Annotated in this window: 16 protein-coding genes; 4 read left to right on the forward strand and 12 right to left on the reverse strand. The window is 69.8% G+C overall.

All coding sequences use genetic code 11. The features are described 5' to 3' along the window. Positions 1-12: 12 nt before the first annotated feature. The 5 genes from eno to secG form a co-directional block, all read right to left on the reverse strand. Complete coding sequence (eno, locus tag ACIPQB_RS09945; protein WP_446485060.1) at positions 13-1,293, reverse strand: phosphopyruvate hydratase; 1,281 nt, start codon at positions 1,291-1,293, stop codon at positions 13-15. A gap of 103 nt (positions 1,294-1,396) precedes the next feature. Beyond that, complete coding sequence (locus tag ACIPQB_RS09950; protein ID WP_446485061.1) at positions 1,397-2,395, reverse strand: aspartyl protease family protein; 999 nt, start codon at positions 2,393-2,395, stop codon at positions 1,397-1,399. Between the two features lie 182 nt (positions 2,396-2,577). Next, positions 2,578-2,760, reverse strand: coding sequence for a 50S ribosomal protein L32 (gene rpmF, locus ACIPQB_RS09955; protein ID WP_007671126.1), 183 nt, complete (start codon positions 2,758-2,760; stop codon positions 2,578-2,580). A 116-nt stretch (positions 2,761-2,876) separates the two neighbouring features. Then, positions 2,877-4,529 carry a CTP synthase gene (locus ACIPQB_RS09960; RefSeq protein WP_446485062.1) on the reverse strand — a complete coding sequence of 551 codons (1,653 nt, stop codon included), beginning with the start codon at positions 4,527-4,529 and terminating at the stop codon, positions 2,877-2,879. Between the two features lie 77 nt (positions 4,530-4,606). Further along, positions 4,607-5,173 (reverse strand): preprotein translocase subunit SecG, encoded by a 567-nt coding sequence (secG, locus tag ACIPQB_RS09965; protein ID WP_446485063.1) that lies wholly within the window; start codon positions 5,171-5,173, stop codon positions 4,607-4,609. A gap of 141 nt (positions 5,174-5,314) precedes the next feature. Between secG and ACIPQB_RS09970 the strand changes: the two genes are divergently transcribed. Continuing rightward, entirely contained in the window at positions 5,315-5,833 is a 519-nt protein-coding gene (locus tag ACIPQB_RS09970) for a GNAT family N-acetyltransferase (protein ID WP_446485064.1), read from the forward strand. A gap of 40 nt (positions 5,834-5,873) precedes the next feature. On the opposite strand, the gene tgt is transcribed toward ACIPQB_RS09970, so the two are convergent. Next, positions 5,874-6,989 carry a tRNA guanosine(34) transglycosylase Tgt gene (gene tgt, locus ACIPQB_RS09975; protein WP_446485065.1) on the reverse strand — a complete coding sequence of 372 codons (1,116 nt, stop codon included), beginning with the start codon at positions 6,987-6,989 and terminating at the stop codon, positions 5,874-5,876. Further along, entirely contained in the window at positions 6,989-8,107 is a 1,119-nt protein-coding gene (gene queA, locus ACIPQB_RS09980) for a tRNA preQ1(34) S-adenosylmethionine ribosyltransferase-isomerase QueA (RefSeq protein ID WP_446485066.1), read from the reverse strand. The genes tgt and queA overlap by 1 nt, the downstream gene beginning before the upstream one ends. 151 nt (positions 8,108-8,258) lie before the next feature. Here queA and ACIPQB_RS09985 point away from each other — a divergent pair, with 151 nt between their 5' ends. Then, positions 8,259-9,236 (forward strand): endonuclease/exonuclease/phosphatase family protein, encoded by a 978-nt coding sequence (locus ACIPQB_RS09985; protein WP_446485067.1) that lies wholly within the window; start codon positions 8,259-8,261, stop codon positions 9,234-9,236. 42 nt (positions 9,237-9,278) lie between these two features. On the opposite strand, the gene ACIPQB_RS09990 is transcribed toward ACIPQB_RS09985, so the two are convergent. The 4 genes from ACIPQB_RS09990 to tpiA all read right to left on the reverse strand — a co-directional run bounded on the left by ACIPQB_RS09990 (position 9,279) and on the right by tpiA (position 13,074). Further along, a complete protein-coding gene (locus ACIPQB_RS09990) occupies positions 9,279-9,746 on the reverse strand; it encodes a peptidylprolyl isomerase (protein ID WP_446485114.1) in 468 nt (155 codons plus the stop codon). Positions 9,747-9,830: 84 nt separating this feature from the next. Continuing rightward, positions 9,831-10,679: a peptidylprolyl isomerase gene (locus tag ACIPQB_RS09995; RefSeq protein ID WP_446485068.1), complete on the reverse strand. Its 849-nt coding sequence runs from the start codon at positions 10,677-10,679 to the stop codon at positions 9,831-9,833. Position 10,680: 1 nt separating this feature from the next. Then, the gene (locus ACIPQB_RS10000) at positions 10,681-11,496 is read right to left on the reverse strand and encodes a peptidylprolyl isomerase (protein WP_446485069.1); all 816 of its coding nucleotides are present in this window, start codon (positions 11,494-11,496) and stop codon (positions 10,681-10,683) included. 816 nt (positions 11,497-12,312) lie between these two features. Next, the gene (gene tpiA / locus ACIPQB_RS10005) at positions 12,313-13,074 is read right to left on the reverse strand and encodes a triose-phosphate isomerase (RefSeq protein ID WP_446485070.1); all 762 of its coding nucleotides are present in this window, start codon (positions 13,072-13,074) and stop codon (positions 12,313-12,315) included. Positions 13,075-13,233: 159 nt separating this feature from the next. Between tpiA and ACIPQB_RS10010 the strand changes: the two genes are divergently transcribed. Together ACIPQB_RS10010 and trpE are read left to right on the forward strand one after the other, a co-directional pair. Beyond that, complete coding sequence (locus tag ACIPQB_RS10010) at positions 13,234-15,189, forward strand: SurA N-terminal domain-containing protein (RefSeq protein ID WP_446485071.1); 1,956 nt, start codon at positions 13,234-13,236, stop codon at positions 15,187-15,189. Further along, positions 15,186-16,721 (forward strand): anthranilate synthase component I, encoded by a 1,536-nt coding sequence (gene trpE / locus ACIPQB_RS10015; RefSeq protein WP_446485072.1) that lies wholly within the window; start codon positions 15,186-15,188, stop codon positions 16,719-16,721. Before ACIPQB_RS10010 ends, trpE begins: the two co-directional genes overlap by 4 nt. Positions 16,722-16,733: 12 nt before the next feature. Here the strand turns inward: trpE and ACIPQB_RS10020 are convergent, their stop codons facing one another. After that, entirely contained in the window at positions 16,734-16,952 is a 219-nt protein-coding gene (locus tag ACIPQB_RS10020) for a hypothetical protein (RefSeq protein WP_446485115.1), read from the reverse strand. Positions 16,953-16,962 lie beyond the last annotated feature (10 nt).

Raw genomic sequence — 16,962 nt, forward strand, 5'->3', positions numbered from 1 at the left:
CACGAGTTCCGCCTAGCGGCCCTTGAGCACCGCGCGGCCGGCATAGACGGCCTGGTCGTCGAGGGCTTCCTCGATGCGCAGCAGCTGATTGTACTTGGCCAGCCGGTCTGAGCGGGCCAGAGAGCCGGTCTTGATCTGTCCGCAGTTCAGGGCCACCGCCAGGTCGGCGATGGTCGAGTCCTCGGTCTCGCCCGAGCGGTGGCTCATCACGCTGGTGTAGGCAGCGCGGTGGGCCAGGTCGACGGCGTCGATGGTCTCCGACAGCGAGCCGATCTGGTTGACCTTAACCAGGATCGAATTGGCCAGGCCCTTGTCCAGGCCCAGTTGCAGGCGCTTGGGGTTGGTGACGAACAGGTCGTCGCCGACCAGCTGGACCTTTTTGCCCAGGGTGTCGGTCAGCAGCTTCCAGCCCTCGAAATCGTCCTCCGACATGCCGTCCTCGATCGATAGGATCGGGAACTTGCCGGCCAGGCCCGCCAGATAGTCGACCATCTGCGCGGGATCCAGGCTCTTGCCCTCGCCTTCCAGCTCGTACTTGCCGTTCTTGAAGAACTCGGTGGCGGCCACGTCCAGGCCGAGCACGAAGTCCTCGCCCGACCTGTAGCCCGCCGCCTCGCCCGCCTTAACGATGAAGGCCAGGGCGTCCTCGGCCGAGCCGAGGTTGGGGGCGAAGCCGCCCTCGTCGCCGACATTGGTGTTGTGGCCGGCGTCCTTCAGGGCCTTCTTTAGGCCGTGGAAGATCTCGGCCCCCATCCGCAGGGCCTCGGCGAAGGTCGGGGCGCCGGTCGGCAGGATCATGAATTCCTGGATGTCGATCGGGTTGTCGGCATGGGCCCCGCCGTTGATGATGTTCATCATCGGCACCGGCAGGACGCGGGCGGAGACGCCGCCGACATATTTGTAGAGCGGCAGGCCGGCCGACTCGGCGGCGGCCTTGGCGGCGGCCAGCGACACGCCCAGGATGGCGTTGGCGCCCAGGCGGCTCTTGTTGGCCGTGCCGTCCAGCGAGATCATCAGGTTGTCGATCCGGCGCTGGTCCTCGGCGTCGATCCCCGACAGGGCGTCGAAGATCTCGCCGTTGACCGCGTCGACCGCCGCCTTGACGCCCTTGCCGCCGTAGCGGCCCTTGTCGCCGTCGCGCTTTTCGACCGCCTCGTGGGCGCCGGTCGAGGCGCCGGACGGCACCGCGGCGCGGCCAAAGGCGCCGTCTTCGAGGACGACGTCGACCTCGACCGTCGGATTGCCGCGGCTGTCGAGGATTTCGCGGGCGATGATGTCGACGATCTCGGTCATGGGAGCTCCCTTTCAAAAGGCGCTTCCCCTTAGCCGCGCAGCCCCGCAACCGCAACCGGCCCGCGGTCTGATCGCCTCTGCGAACGGATCCTCAGACCGCCCCTCAGGCCTGCAGGACCGGCGGCGCCCAGGCCTTGCCCAGGCGGAACTTCACCTGATCGGCGCCGAAGTCGAGCTCCACCCGGGCGAACATCTTCAGCACGTCGACGCCCAGCAGCACGGCCGGCCGGTCGTTCAGCGCCCAGACGTCGAAGATGTGCAGGTTGGCCATCACCAGCGGCAGGTTGGTCATCTTCACCGCGCCCAATTCGATCGAGCGGATGATCCGCAGCTCGCCCAGCGTCGCCTCGCCGGCCGCGCCGATCAGGCGGATGGCCATGCTGGGCTCGGGCTTGCGCCGCACGCGCAGCTTGATGGCCTCGGCCAGGGCCATGTTGCCCATGCTGCTGCCGGAGCCTGAATCGATGAAGGCCACGCAGCGCACGCCGCTGACCCGGGCGTTGGCGATCGCCAGCCGCCCGAAGCGGGAGTCGGCCAGCACCGAGACCTCCCGCGAGCCCTGGAACGCCGGCTCCATCCGGCTGCTGCGGCGGACCTCCAGCCGGTGGCGGCGGAAGTCCATCACCACGTTGCGGTTGTCGAGCATGTCGACGCCCAGAAGGCCGTCGACGCCCAGCCGTTCGGTCGGCAGGACCGGAAGCTGCGCGTCCTTCAGCCGCGCGTCGCCGGTCGCGATCAGCGCCACCTTGGCCGTGGGCGTCAGGGCCGAACCGCCGATGCCGTGCAGCATGACGTCGGAACCGCGTTCCAGCCCCAGGCGCGCGGCCAGCGGGGCCGACAGCACGCTGCGGTCGGCGCCGGTGTCGATCACGAAGTTGAAGGGGCCCTGCTCGTTGACGAACACCTCGACCGTCATCCGGTCGGCCGCGTCCATCGCAGTGTCGAGATAGACGGTCGGCGGCTCGGCCGGGGCGGCGGGCGCGACGGGAGACGCCGGTGGGAGGACCTGCAGCGGCGGCGCGGGCGTCGTGGATCGAGCCCAGGCCTGTCCGGCCAGCAGCGACAATCCCAGTCCCGCCGTCAGGTTTCGGCGTGTGAGCATGGGCGGATCTCCCTGCCGTCACGATAACATGGTTTTTCGACCGCACTGTCGAAATCCAGGTCGGCGGAGGCCGGGGAGGCGTTTTGTCGCTGCGCCAAAAAGCGAAAAGGCGGCGATCCGAGGACCGCCGCCTTTCAGGCTCTGTCGCCGTCTCCCGCCGGGGCGGAAGCGAAGGTGAAGACCTAGTCTTCCTTCGGCGTCAGGATCTGCTTGCCGTTGTACAGACCGGTCTTCAGGTCGACGTGGTGCGGACGGCGCAGTTCGCCCGAGTCCTTGTCTTCCACGAAGGAATTGGCGCCCAGGGCGTGGTGCGACCGGCGCATGTTCCGGCGAGAAGGCGAAGTTTTTCTTTTGGGAACGGCCATCGAAGTGACTCTGCTCGCTGAGCTTGAAAATTAGAGACGGCGACTCGGGAAAGACCCAGGCCGCCGTGTGAGGGCGCGCTTATGCCCGAATCTCTTCGGGGATGCAACCAGCCTTGTTAGACGAGCCGCCCCTGCTCTTTCGCCGCGGCGATAAAGCTGGCGAACAGCGGGTGCGGGGCGAACGGACGGCTCTTCAGTTCGGGGTGGAACTGCACGCCGATGAACCACGGATGGTCCTCGCGCTCGACGATCTCGGGCAGAACCCCATCGGGCGAGCGGCCGGTCAGCTTCAGGCCGGACTCCTCCATCCGGTGGCTGTAGCCGATATTGACCTCGTAGCGGTGCCTGTGGCGCTCGCTGATGGCCGTGCCGCCATAGATCGAGGCCACCTTCGAGCCCGGGGTCAGCACCGCCTCGAAGGCCCCCAGCCGCATGGTGCCGCCCAGGTCGTCGCCGGTGCGGCGCTGGACGGTCTCATTGCCCTTGATCCACTCGGTCATCAGCCCGACCACCGGACGCTCGGTGGGGCCGAACTCGCTGGACGAGGCGTCGCTGATGCCGGCGACGTTGCGCAGGGTCTCGATGACGGCCATCTGCATGCCGAAGCAGATGCCGAAATAGGGCACCTTGCGTTCGCGGGCGAACTGGGCGGCGCGGATCTTGCCCTCGGCCCCCCGCTCGCCGAAGCCGCCAGGCACCATGATGGCGTGGGCGTTCTCCAGGCGGACGGCGGCCGCGCCCGGGTCGCCCTCGAAGGTCTCGCTCTCGACCCAGTCCAGGTTGACCTTGACCTTGTTGGCCAGGCCGCCGTGGTGCAGGGCCTCGATCAGCGACTTGTAGGCGTCCTTGAGCACCGTGTACTTGCCGACCACCGCGATGGTCACTTCGCCGTCGGGATGGTTGACGGTCTGGTCGATCGCCTCCCAACGCGACAGGTCCGGCTTGGGCGCGTCGCTCATGCCGAACACGTCCAGCACCTCGGCGTCCAGGCCTTCCTTGTGGTAGTCGATCGGCACCGCATAGATCGACGATGAGTCCATCGCCTGGATCACCGCGCTGGGCCGCACGTTGCAGAACTGGGCGATCTTGCGCTTTTCCTCGACCGGGATGTCCTGCTCGCAGCGGCACAGCAGGATGTCGGGCTGAATGCCGATCGAGCGCAGTTCCTTGACCGAGTGCTGGGTCGGCTTGGTCTTCATCTCGCCGGCCGTCTTGATGAACGGCAGCAGGGTCAGGTGCACGTAGCAGCTCTGGCCGCGCGGCAGGTCCTGGCGCAGCTGGCGGATGGCCTCGAAGAACGGCAGGCCCTCGATGTCGCCCACCGTGCCGCCGATCTCGACCAGCACGAAGTCGACCGCCTTCTCGCCGGTCTCGTCGAGGGCCGGCGACAGGACGAAGTCCTTGATCTCGTTGGTGACGTGCGGAATCACCTGGACGGTGGCGCCCAGATAGTCGCCGCGCCGTTCCTTCTCGATGATGGTCTTGTAGATCTGGCCGGTAGTGATGTTGTCGGCCTTGGTGGCCGACACCCCGGTGAAGCGCTCGTAATGCCCCAGGTCCAGGTCGGTCTCGGCCCCGTCGTCGGTGACGAACACCTCGCCGTGCTGATACGGGCTCATCGTGCCCGGATCGACGTTGAGATAGGGGTCGAGCTTACGAAGGCGAACCTTGTAGCCACGAGCCTGGAGGAGCGCTCCGAGCGCTGCGGAGGCGAGGCCTTTTCCCAGGGAGGAAACCACGCCGCCGGTGATGAAGATGTACCGGGTCATGGGCGCTCAGATTAGCCGTGATTCGCCGACGCCGGCGAAAAGACCGACGTTCATCAACAGTAAAATCTCGCCGACCCTTACTGGGCCGGCGGTTGCGAAGGCGTGGCGGCCGGAACGCTGACCACCGGCGGCGGCGCCGCGGGGGTGATGACCGGAACCTTGGCGGCGGCCTTGGCCGGCGGCTTGGCGGCCGCGGCGGCCGGCTTCGGCGTCGAGACGGCCGGGGCCGAGACGCTCGGGGTCGGGGCGCTGATCTGCGGGGTCGGCGCGGTGATGGCGGCCGGGGCCGTCGTCGCCGGGGCGGTCGTCGAAGGCGCGGTCGGGGCCGGAACGGCGGGAGCCGACGGCAGGACCGGCGCGTTCAGGGTCTTGGTGTCGAGGCCGTCGAGCTTCAGTCGGTCGACCACCGAGTTGCTGGCGCCCATGCGGCCGGTGAGGACGGTCAGGGCCAGGCTGATCACCAGGAAGATCGAGAACAGGATCCAGGTGGTGCGGGTCAGAAGGTCGCCGGCCCCGCGGGCGGTCATGAAACCGCCGCCGCCGCCCATGCCCAGGGCCCCGCCCTCGGAACGTTGCATCAGCACCACGAAGATCAGGGCGATACAGACGATGATGTTGATGGTCAGCAGAACGCCGATGAGCATGGGTAAATCGATCTCGATCCGGGCGACGGTCGAACCCGCCGCGAAAAACGAAGCGGCCCCTCTATCACTTGCGACGGGCCCGCGCCATAGCTGGGGATCAACCGGCCCCACTCAAGCCCGCCTGCAGAGTCTTTCGCGCGCATGATTCTCGAGACCGAACGCCTTACCCTGTCGCCGCTGACGGTTGAAGACGCCTCGCTGGTCTATCCGTTCCTCAGCGACCCGGAGGTGATGGCCCATTGGGACCGCGCGCCGATCGAGGACCCCGACGAGGTCAACGCCACGGTCGCCGCCCAGGTGGGCGAAATGGCCGAGCGGGCCGCCTTCTACTGGGCTATCCGCCTGACCCGCACCGGTCAGTTCCTGGGCTATTGCGAACTGGTCGACCTGGACTGGCGCCACCATCGCGGCGAGTTGGGCCTGATCGTCGCCCGCGAGGCCTGGGGCCAGGGCTACGCCACCGAGGCGGTCACCGCCCTGCTGGCCTATTGCGCCTCGTCCCTGGGCCTGAAGCGGCTGACCGCCCGCACCCAGGTCGGCGACGCCCGGTCCGAGCGGCTGCTGCTGAAGCTGGGCTTCGAACAGGAGGGCTATCTGAAGGGCCATGTGGACCGCGACGGCGAACGGCGCGACTGCCGCCTGTTCGGGCTGCTGTTCTAGGCGCGTTCGACAACCGCCCGTCGGGCGTTGGCGAAGCCCCCTAGCCGCCCTGCTGCCGCGCCGCGAAGTCGCGCCGGAACGCCTCGAACCGGCCCTCGGCGATCGCCGCCCGCATGGCGGCGGTCAGGGCCTGGAAGAAGGCGATGTTGTGCCAGGACAGCAGCACCTGGCCCAGGATCTCCTCGGCCTTGAACAGGTGGCGCAGATAGGCCTTGGAATAGTCGCGGCTGGCCGGGCAGTCGCTGGCCGCGTCCAGCGGGTCCTCGTCCTCGGCGTAGCGGGCGTTCTTGATGTTGATCGCCCCGTCCCAGGTCCAGGCCTGGCCGTGGCGGCCAGAGCGGGTGGGCAGGACGCAGTCGAACATGTCGACGCCGCGATAGACCGCCTCGACCAGATCGATCGGCTTGCCCACGCCCATCAGGTAACGCGGCCGGTCGGGGGGCAGCATGGCCGGGGCGTAGTCGAGCACCTCGCACATCGCCGCATGGCCCTCGCCCACCGCCAAGCCGCCCAGGGCGTAGCCGTCGAAGCCGATCTCGCGCAGCCGGTCCGAGGACTCCTGGCGCAGGTTCTGGAAGGTCGAGCCCTGCTGGATGCCGAACAGCGCCTGGGTGTCGCGCGCGCCGAAGGCGGCCTTCGAGCGCTTGCCCCAGCGGGCCGACAGCTCCATGCCCTGGCGCGCCCTCGCCTCCTCCGCCGGCCAGGCGACGCATTCGTCCAGTTGCATGACGATGTCGCTGCCCAGCAGGTCGGCCTGGATCTCCATCGACCGCTCGGGGCTGAGCACGTGCTTGGAGCCGTCGATGTGGCTGGCGAAGGTGACGGCCTCCTCGGTGACCTTGCTGATCCCCGACAGGCTCATCACCTGGAAGCCGCCGCTGTCGGTCAGGATCGGCTTGTCCCAGCGCATGAACCTGTGCAGCCCGCCCAGGCGCCGCACCCGCTCGGCCGTGGGCCGCAGCATCAGGTGGTAGGTGTTGCCCAGGATGATGTCGGCCCCGGTCGCCTGGACCTGGTCGACCATCAGCGCCTTGACCGTGGCGGCGGTGCCCACCGGCATGAAGGCCGGGGTGCGGATGTCGCCGCGCGGGGTCTTCAGCACCCCGGTGCGGGCCGCGCCGTCGGTGGCGGCGATCTCGAAGGGAAAGGCGGCCATCAGCTTTGCCCGGAATCGGCGCGGAACAGCAGGCTGCCGTCGCCATAGGAATAGAAGCGATAGCCGGTGGCGATCGCGTGCTCGTAGGCCGCCTTCATCGTCGCCTGGCCGGCGAAGGCGCTGACCAGCATGAACAGGGTCGACTTGGGCAGGTGGAAATTGGTCATCAGCACGTCGGCGGCGCGGAAGCGGTAGCCGGGGGTGATGAAGATCGCGGTCTCGTCGGCGAACGGACGGATCGCGCCGTCCTCGCCGGTGGCGCTTTCCAGCAGCCGCAGACTGGTGGTGCCGACGCAGACGATGCGGCCGCCGGCGGCGCGGGCGGCGTTCAGGGCGTCGGCGACGGCGGGCGGCACCTCGCCGAACTCGGCGTGCATCCGGTGCTCGGCCACGTCATCGGTCTTGACCGGCAGGAAGGTGCCGGCCCCCACGTGCAGGGTGACGAAGTGCAGCGACACGCCCCGGGCCTTCAGCCGCTCCAGCAGGTCCGGGGTGAAGTGCAGGCCGGCGGTCGGGGCGGCGACCGAGCCGTCCTCGCGGGCGTAGACGGTCTGGTAGTCGGCGCGGTCGCGGTCGTCCTCGGCCCGCTTGGCGGCGATGTAGGGCGGCAGCGGCATGTGGCCGTGGGCGGCCACGGCGAGGTCCAGGTCGACGCCGGCGAAATCGAAGGCCAGCTCGATCTCGCCGCCCTCGTGCTTTCCGACCACAGTGGCGTCCAGCAGGCCGGCCAGGCACGCGCGGTCTGCCCCAGGGGCCTGGTTGTGGCCGAACGCGATCCGGTCGCCCTCCTTCAGCCGCTTGCCCGGACGCATGAAGGCCAGCCAGCGGTCGGGCGCGATGCGACGGTGCAGGGTGGCCTCGACCGCCACCGGCGCGCCGTCGCCGCCGCCGGTCTCGCGGCCGGCCCTTCGGCCCGCCAGGCGCGCCGGGATCACCCGGGTGTCGTTGAAGACCAGGGCGTCGCCGGGCCGCAGGAAATCGGGCAGGTCGCGGACGATGCGGTCCTCGAACCCCTCGCCAGGCCGCACGACAAGCAGGCGCGCGGAATCCCGCGGCTCGGCCGGCCGCAGGGCGATCGCCGCGTCGGGCAGGTGGAAGTCGAAATCGGACAGGCGCATGGGGCGGCTTCAAGGCCATGCCAGGGCCGAGAGGTCAAGCGTCGAGGCGCCGGGCCGGGCCGGCGACCAAGAATTCCGCAACCTCAGTTTCGCCGGCTTTCCCGGCGATGGGACAAGCGCGAACCTCCAGCGGCCATGCTATGGGCGAACCATGCGTCTGATCCGGCACCTTCTCAGCCTGCTCCTGCGAGGCACCGCCCTCCTGCTGGGCCTGGTGGGGGCCGTGATCGCCCTGGCCTGCCTGGGCGGAGCGTTCAGCGACCAGCTCGACGCCCTGACCCACCTGACGCCCGTGTGGTTCGCCCTGGGCCTGGCCAGCCTGGCGCTCGGGCTGGTCTTTGCCGATCGGGCCGAGCTCGGAGCCGTGCTGGTCCTGTCGGCGATGACGATCGTGATCACCGGCGGGCTGATGGCGCCCGAGATCGTCGCGGCGGTCCGGGCCCCTCGCGCGCCGGCGACCAGCGCGACGCTGAAGCTGGTGCAGTTCAATATCTGGGCCGACAATCGCGACCCCGAGGCCACCCTCGACTGGATCCTGGCCCAGAAGGCCGACGTGGTGCTGATCGAGGAAGGCGGCAGCCAGGCCTGGCCGATCGTCAAGCGCCTGCGCCAGGTCTATCCGGACACCGTGACCTGCGCCGGCCAGCGCGGCTGCGACACCTGGATCTTCAGCCGCTGGCCGATGATCCGACAGCACGGCCTGCGCGAGGACGGCCTGCCCCTGACGGCGGCCTGGGCGACGCTGCGCCACCCGGACGGCGACTTCACGGTCGCGGTCTCGCACCACCTCTGGCCGGTCCCGGCCGGTCCCCAGCAGGCTCAGAGCCGGCTGCTGGCCGCCGAGCTGGCGCCGTTCGACAAGCGGACCCTGATCCTCGGCGGCGACTTCAATTCCACGCCCTGGTCGTTCAGCCTGCGGCGGCAGGACGCGGCCCTGGGGCTGGTGCGGCGGACCCGCGCCCTGGCCAGCTGGCCGGCCGGCCGCTTCACCCGCCTGGCCAGCGCCCCCTTCCCGATCCTGCCCATCGACCAGGTCTATGCCGGCCGGGCCTGGAAGACCGTCAGCGTCGAGCGCGGCCCGGTCCTGGGCTCGGACCACCGGCCGGTGGTGGTGACCCTGACGCGCTGAGCCCAACGAAAAAGGCCCCGGTTTCCCGGGGCCTCTGGCGTCTTAGGCGTCGGCGGCGATCTTGGCGCTGAGGATCTTGCCGGGGGTGCGCGGCGGCTCGCCGGTCGGCAGGGAGTCGACGTTCTCCATGCCTTCGACCACCTGGCCCCAGACCGTGTATTGGTTGTCCAGGAAGGTGGCGTCGTCGAAGACGATGAAAAACTGGCTGTTGGCCGAGTTCGGATCGGGGGTGCGGGCCATCGAGCAGACGCCGCGCACGTGCGGCTCCTTGGAGAACTCGGCCTTGATGTCGGGCTTGGCCGAACCGCCGCGGCCGGTGCCGGTCGGGTCGCCGCCCTGGGCCATGAAGCCGGGGATCACGCGGTGGAAGACCACGCCGTCATAGAAGCCCTCGCGGACCAGTTCCTTGATGCGCTCCACGTGGCCCGGGGCCAGGTCGGGGCGCAGCTTGATCGTCACCGGCCCGGTCTCGAGCGTCAGCAGCAGGGTGTTTTCGAGGTCGGCCGACATGGTCATCCCTTGGATTTCTAGAGTCGAGGGCTTCTAGCCCGCTTTCGGAGAACGGGAAACCCGCCCGCGCGATCCCGGGGCGGACTATCGGATCTGGACCGGCAGGTCGAGATCGCAGACCGAGAAATCGGCCCCCCGGGCGGCGCGCTTGGCGGCGACCTCCGCCTTGAACCAGGCGCTGTCGGTGGCCACGACGCGGATCTTGGGGCGCTCGGCCTCGGAGATGTCCGCCAGCAGCCGGACCTTGGTCATGGCGTCCTGCGGCGCGGCCACCGGCTCGCCGGCCTTGATGGCGCGGACCACCTCCAGCCCCGACAGCACCCGGCCAAAGGCCGTGTAGCGCTTGTCCAGCGACGGATAGGGTTGGCGCATCAGGAAGAACTGGCTGTTGGCCGAGTCGTTGTCCTCGTCGCGGGCCATGCCGACCACGCCAGGGCAATAGGTCCCCCAGGCGGCGACCTTGTGGTCCGAGGTGACCTGGCTCCAGCTCCAGGCCTGACTGACGACCGGCAGCGACTTGAGCAGGCCCACCTCGGTCCCGGCGGGGGCGGCGGCGACAGCGAAGGGCGTGGCCGCGTCGCGGCGGAAGGTGAACTCGGCCTTGAGGTTGGGCTTCTTGGTCCCGCCCTCGCCGGTGTCGTCGGGGTCGCCGGTCTGGGCCATGAAGCGGTCGATGACCCGGAAGAAGGTGCGGCCGTCATAGACCCCCTCGCGGGTCAGCTCGCGGAAGCGGGCGACATGGCCGGGGGCGACCTCGGGGATCAGTTCGACGACGATCCGGCCCTTGTTGGTGTCGATCACCACCACGTCCTGCGCCGCCGGGGTGCGCCAGTCGGTTTCCTTCGGTGCGGCCGCTTTCGGCGCGGCCTGGACGGCGCCGACGGCGAGCAGGCTGGCGGCCAGGACGGCGAGCGGGGCGACCGACGGAGGCAATCTACTTCACCTGCACCGGGACGGCGACGTCGCAGGGGCTGAACGCCCCGCCCATCTCGGCCCGCTTCTTGTCGACCAGGGCCGTGAAGGCGGCCGAGCGGGTGTCCATCACCTGGATGGTCGGGCGCTGGGCGGCGGGGATGTCCGACAGCACCCGGACGGTCAGCATCTTGTCCTGGGGATCGGGCACGGGCTCGCCGGCCTTGATGGCGCGGATGGTCTCCAGCCCGGTCAGGGCGCGGCCGAAGGCGGTGTAGGTCTTTTCCAGCGACGGGTAGTGCTGGCGCATGAAGAAGAACTGGCTGTTGGCGCTGTCGGGATCGCCGGCCCGGGCCATGCCCAGCACGCCGGGGCAGAAGGCGCCCCAGGCCGCCACCTTGCCGTCGGCGGTCAGGGCCGCCAGGCCGCTGTTCTGGCTGTAGACCGGCAGGGCGCCGACGAAGCCGATCTCGGTGGTCCCGGCCTTGCCCTGCGGCGCATAGCCGGGCCCGCGGCGGAAGGTGAACTCGGCGGTCAGATTGGGCTGGTCCGAACCGCCTGTTCCGTCGTTCTTCGGGTCGCCGGTCTGGGCCATGAAGCTGTCGATGACCCGGAAGAAGGTCAGGCCGTCATAGAAATGGGCCTTGGCCAGCTGGCGCACTCGGGCGGCGTGGTTGGGCGCAGCCTCGGGGCTCAGCTCGACGATGATCCGACCCTTGTTGGTGTCGACCACCAGCACGTTTTCCGGATCGGGCGTGCGCCAGTCGGAAACCGCTTGGGCGCTGGCGGCGGAGGCCGCGGAGAGCGCCAGGACGGCGGCGATGGACGCAAGCTTCATGGATATCCCCGATAGAACTGGCCTGACGGCGTAGAACGCCGCGACGCGGACGACAAGTGGCGGCGCCTTAGAGCCGAAGATTCCGGCGAGTTTCCGGCGCACGGCTTTTCCGCCTCACGCGATCTCTCGCTGAGTTGATGGAAAGGGACGCGGAGCGCCGGACGACGTCCGGAGTGTTTGAGTGAGTACCGTTTCGACGAAGCCACCGCTCCGCGCGCTCGTTTTCCGTCCGCGTCCGGTAGGCGGCCCTGTTAAGGCCTAGCCGGACTCCGGAACCCCGCCGTTTCCGACGGGCCCCGGCGACGAGGGCGCGGATCTTCGACACACGCGCTTTATCCCCGTCGACGCCGACGGCGGGCGGGGCCTGCAACGCCAGGCTCCCCGGACACGCTGAAGTAACCCCCTCCAGCCCAGTCCCGCTCGATCGCCCCCCGCCGCCGCATCGGTCGCTGGCCATGCGCCCTTTCCCTGCGACGAGGTGGGTTTAGGATAGGGGCGGTTTCGACGCCGAGGGCTTGTGACGCTGAAGATTCTGCAAGGCGTTGGAAAGCTTGAGGTTCGCGGCCTCACCCGCGGGGATCGACGCGTCCCGATCCCCCCAAACGCTTTTTCTCCCCCTTCTTTCTACCCTTCCCTCCCCCTCCGTGGGGAGGGTGGCCCTGGCGGAGCCAGGGTCGGGTGGGGGCCGCTGAGCCGGCCGATGGTTCCACGCCCTGCGCCGGGCCCCACCCGACCCCTTCGGGGCCACCCACCCGCAAAGGGGGAGGGAAGTTAGAAAGAAAGGAGGAAGGGAGTCGTTCTGCGTCCCCCGTCCCCCTAAGCCCCGGCGATGATCGCCAGGAAGTCGGCCGCCTTCAGCGAGGCGCCGCCGACCAGGGCGCCGCCGACTTCGGGGGTCGACAGGATCTCGCGGGCGTTGTCGGGCTTGACCGAGCCGCCATAGAGGATCGGCACGGTCGCGCCGTGGTCGCCGAACCTCTCGACCAGCACCGCCCGCAGGGCCGCGTGGATGACGGTAATGTCCTCGACGGTCGGGGTGCGGCCCGTGCCGATGGCCCAGACCGGCTCATAGGCCAGGGCGAAATCCTGCCCCGCCAGGGCGGCGGGCAGCGAGGCGCGGGCCATGCCGGTGACCACCGCCTCGGCCTGGCCGGCGTCGCGCTGGGCCAGGGTCTCGCCGACGCAGACGATCGGCTCCAGCCCGGCGGCCAGGGCCGCCTCGACCTTGGCCGACACGAGCGCGTCGCTTTCCTGATGGGCGTCGCGGCGTTCGGAATGGCCGAGAATCACCAGCTTGGCCCCGGCGTCGACCAGCATGGCCGCAGAAACGTCGCCGGTATGGGCCCCCGCGGAGGCCGGATGGCAGTCCTGGCCGCCGACCAGCACGCTTTCGCCGGCCATGGCCTCCGCCAGCCGGTGCAGCAGGGTGGCGGGCGGGCAGATCGCCACCCGGGCGGCCGGCGGCTGTTCGGCGACCGCGGCGGCCACCGCCCGGGCCTCGTCGAGCGAGCCTTCCAGGCCATGCATCTTCCAGTTTCCGGCGATCAGCGGCCGCGGCGTGGTCAGGGAAAAGGTCATGTCTGCGGTTTGAGCGGTCGGCCGCTTGGGAAGTCAAGACCGCTTCAGCGCCCCGCGCCGCTTGCCCGCCCCCCTGCGGCTCCACTATACCCGCTGCTCGCGTCGGTTCCGTCGCCCTGCGGGGAATCCGCGCGTTTTCGAGGAAGGTTTCTCCCAGTCATGCTCGCCGGCTTCCGCTCCTTCGCCAAGTCACCGTTCGCGGTGGTCCTGTTTGGCCTGCTCATCGTCAGCTTCGCGGTGTTCGGCATCAGCGACGTGTTCCGGCATCCGCCCGGCAAGTGGGTGATCGCGGCCGGTTCGCGCACCATGTCGCCCGACGACTTCAAGGCGCGGTTCGAGACCTATCGCAAGCAGCAGCAACAGCAGGGTCAGACCATCACGCCCGACCTGGCCGTCGAGCACGGCATCGACCGCCAGATGCTGGACCAGTTGGCGCTGCAGGAATCCCTGGCCGAGCTGATCCGCAAGATGGGCGTGCGCCCGTCCGACAAGCTGGTCGCCGACATCCTGCGCCAGCAGATGGCCGGCCTGCCCGCCGGCCAGCGGCCGTTCGACCCGATCACCGGCAAGTTCGACGCCAAGATGTACGAGCAGTTGCTGGCCCAGAACGAGCTGACCCCGGCCCGCTACGAGGCCTCGCTGCGCGACGACATCGCCCAGACCCAGTTCCTGGCCGCCGCCGCCAACGGCCTGCGCGCGCCGCGCATCTATTCGGCCCTGCAGGCCGCCTACGGCCTGGAGGCCCGCGACCTGGAGGCCTTCGCCATCAATCCGGCCACGGTCGAGAAGCCGACCGCCCCGACCGACGCCCAGCTGCAGGCCTTCATGAAGGAGCACGCCGCCCAGCTGACCCGGCCCGAGACCCGGGTGTTGTCGGTGGCCCGCTTCAGCGCCAAGGCCCTGGAGCCGACGGTGACCGTGCCCGAGGCCGAGGTCGTCAAGACCTTCAACTTCCGCAAGGACACCCTGGGCTCGGCCGAGACCCGCTCGTTCGTGCAGATCGTCGCCCCCGACGCCAAGGCCGCCGCCGTGATCGCCCAGCGCCTGGCCAAGGGCGACCCGCCGGCCATCGTCGCCAGCGCCTATGGCAAGCAGCCGGTGATGATCGACTCCAAGCCCAAGTCCGCCCTGCCCGACCGCAAGGTGGCCGACGCGGTGTTCGCCCTGGCCGCCGGCCAGGCCAGCGGCCCGATCGTCGGCGACCTGGGCGTGTCGGTGGTCAAGGTCACCAAGATCAACCCCGCCACGGTCCCGACACTGGAATCGCAGCGCCCGGCCATCGAGGCCGAGCTGAAGGCCCAGGCGGCCCAGGCCAAGGCCTACGAGCAGACCCAGACCTACCAGGACGCGCACGACGGCGGGGCCAACCTGCTGGACGCCGCCGCCAAGGCCGGGGCCCTGGTGATGACCACCGCCCCCGTCGCCGCCCAGGGGGTCGACCAGACCGGCCAGCCGGTCCCCGGCCTGACCCCCGACGTGCTGAAGACCGCCTTCGAGCTGCCCTCCGGCGGCGAGAGCGATCTGATCGAGGCCGGCAAGGGCGAATATTACGCCGTCCGCGTCGAGCGGGTCATTCCTTCGGCCATGCCGCCCCTGGCCGAGATCAAGCCGGCCCTGACCCAGCGCTGGATGCTCGACAAGCTGTTCGAGCGCATGAAGGCCAAGGCCGACGAGCTGGGCGCCCGGGTCAAGAAGGGCGAGTCGATGGAGGCGGTCGCCGCCTCGGCCCAGTCCAAGGTCCAGCGCGTGCCCAATATCAGCCGCGAGAACGCCCGCCAGTTCCAGGGCCTGGGCCGCGACCTGCTGGTCGCCACCTTCGGCGCCAAGCCGGGCGAGCCCTTCACCGCCCCGGCCCCGCAGGGCGGATTCCTGGTCGCCCGGATCTCGGCCGTCCATCCCGCCACCGCGGCCCAGGCGGCCCAAGTCACCGAGGCCATGCGCGGCCAGGCCTCGCAGGGCCTGCTGCGCGACGTCGGCCAGGCCGCCCAGCAGGCCGCCAAGACCGAGCTGAAGACCAAGGTCAACCTGACCCTGGCGCGCCAGGCCATCGGCGTCGACACCACCGCCCTGCCCAAGGACGGCGACAAGGCCAAGGTCAAGGAACCGGCTCAATGAGCCTGGAGCCCGGCTTCGACGCCTTCGCCGCCGCCTACGACGCCGGCCGCCCGCAGGTGGTCTGGACCCGGCTGATCGACGACCTGGAGACCCCGGTCTCGGCCTATCTGAAGATCGGCCACGGCCGGCCCTACGCCTTCCTGTTCGAAAGCGTCGAGGGCGGCGCCTGGCGCGGCCGCTATTCGATCGTCGCCATGAAGCCTGACCTGGTCTGGCGCTGCCGCGGCGACCAGGCCGAGATCGCCCAGGGCGACGACATCGCCGCCGGCCGCTTCACGCCCCAGGCCGGCGGGGCGCTGGACAGCCTGCGCGACCTGATCGCCCAGTCGCGCATCGAACTGCCGGCCGGCCTGCCGCCACCGTCGGCCGGAGTGTTCGGAGCCCTGGGCTACGACATGGTCCGCCTGGCCGAGCGCCTGCCCAACGTCAATCCGGACTCGCTGGGCCTGCCGGACGGGATCATGACCCGGCCGTCGATCGTGGCGGTGTTCGACGCCATCGCCCAGGAGATCATCCTGGTGACCACCGCCCGGCCCGCCGCCGGGGTGTCGGCCCACGACGCCTACGCCGCCGCTCGCGCCCGGATCGAGACGGTGATGGCCGACCTGCGCGCGCCCCTGGCCCATCAGGCCCCGCGTCAGAGCCCCGGCCCGATGGACTTCACCACCCCGGTCAGCCGCGAGGCCTATGCCGAGGTGGTCGAGACGGCCAAGGAATACATCCGGGCCGGCGACATCTTCCAGGTGGTGCCCAGCCACCGCTTCCGCGCGCCGTTCGAACTGGACGCCTTCGCCCTCTACCGCTCGCTGAGGCGGACCAACCCTTCGCCGTTCCTGTATTTCCTCGACCTGGACGGCTTCGAGCTGGTCGGCTCGTCGCCCGAGATCCTGGTGCGGCTGCGCGACGGCAAGATCACCATCCGCCCGATCGCCGGCACTCGGCCGCGCGGCGCCACGCCCGAGGAGGACCTGGCCCTCGAGCAGGAGCTGCTGGCCGATCCCAAGGAACGGTCCGAGCACCTGATGCTGCTCGACCTGGGCCGCAACGACGTCGGCCGGGTGGCGATGCTCAAGCACGCCGGCGGCAACGATCCGACCATCAAGGCCAAGGGCGCCAATGTCCGCGTGACTGACAGCTTCAAGATCGAGCGCTACAGCCACGTCATGCACATCGTCTCCAATGTCGAGGGCGACGCCCCTGACGGGGTCGATCCGGTCGACGTGCTGATGGCCGCCCTGCCCGCCGGCACCCTGTCGGGCGCGCCCAAGGTGCGGGCGATGGAGATCATCGACGAGCTGGAGATCGAAAAGCGCGGCATCGGCTATGCCGGCGCGGTCGGCTATATCGGCGCCGACGGCTCGGTCGACACCTGCATCGTGCTGCGCACGGCCCTGGTCAAGGACGGCATGATGTACGTCCAGGCCGGCGGCGGCGTCGTGGCCGACAGCGATCCGGACGCCGAATATGACGAGACCCTGCACAAGTCGCGGGCCCTGAAGCGGGCGGCCGAAGAGGCCTGGCGGTTCGCTTAGAAGGCGGTTCGTTTAGGGATTGCCCAGATTTCCCAGGCGGTCGGCCGGCAGGTGCTGGGTGACCGCCGGCGGGGCCATCACCATCACCGCGGCGAAGGTGATGGCGCTGAGCGCCGCGAACGCCGCGGCCGCCAGCACCGGTCCCATCCGCTGCCGGGGCGCGGGCCGGCGCAGCAGGGCCCGGGCATAGGCCACGGCGGCGGTGTCGAGGGCGGAATCAGCAGCGTCCATGACCGACAGC

It is taken from the genome of Caulobacter sp. LARHSG274 (genome assembly GCF_052871235.1).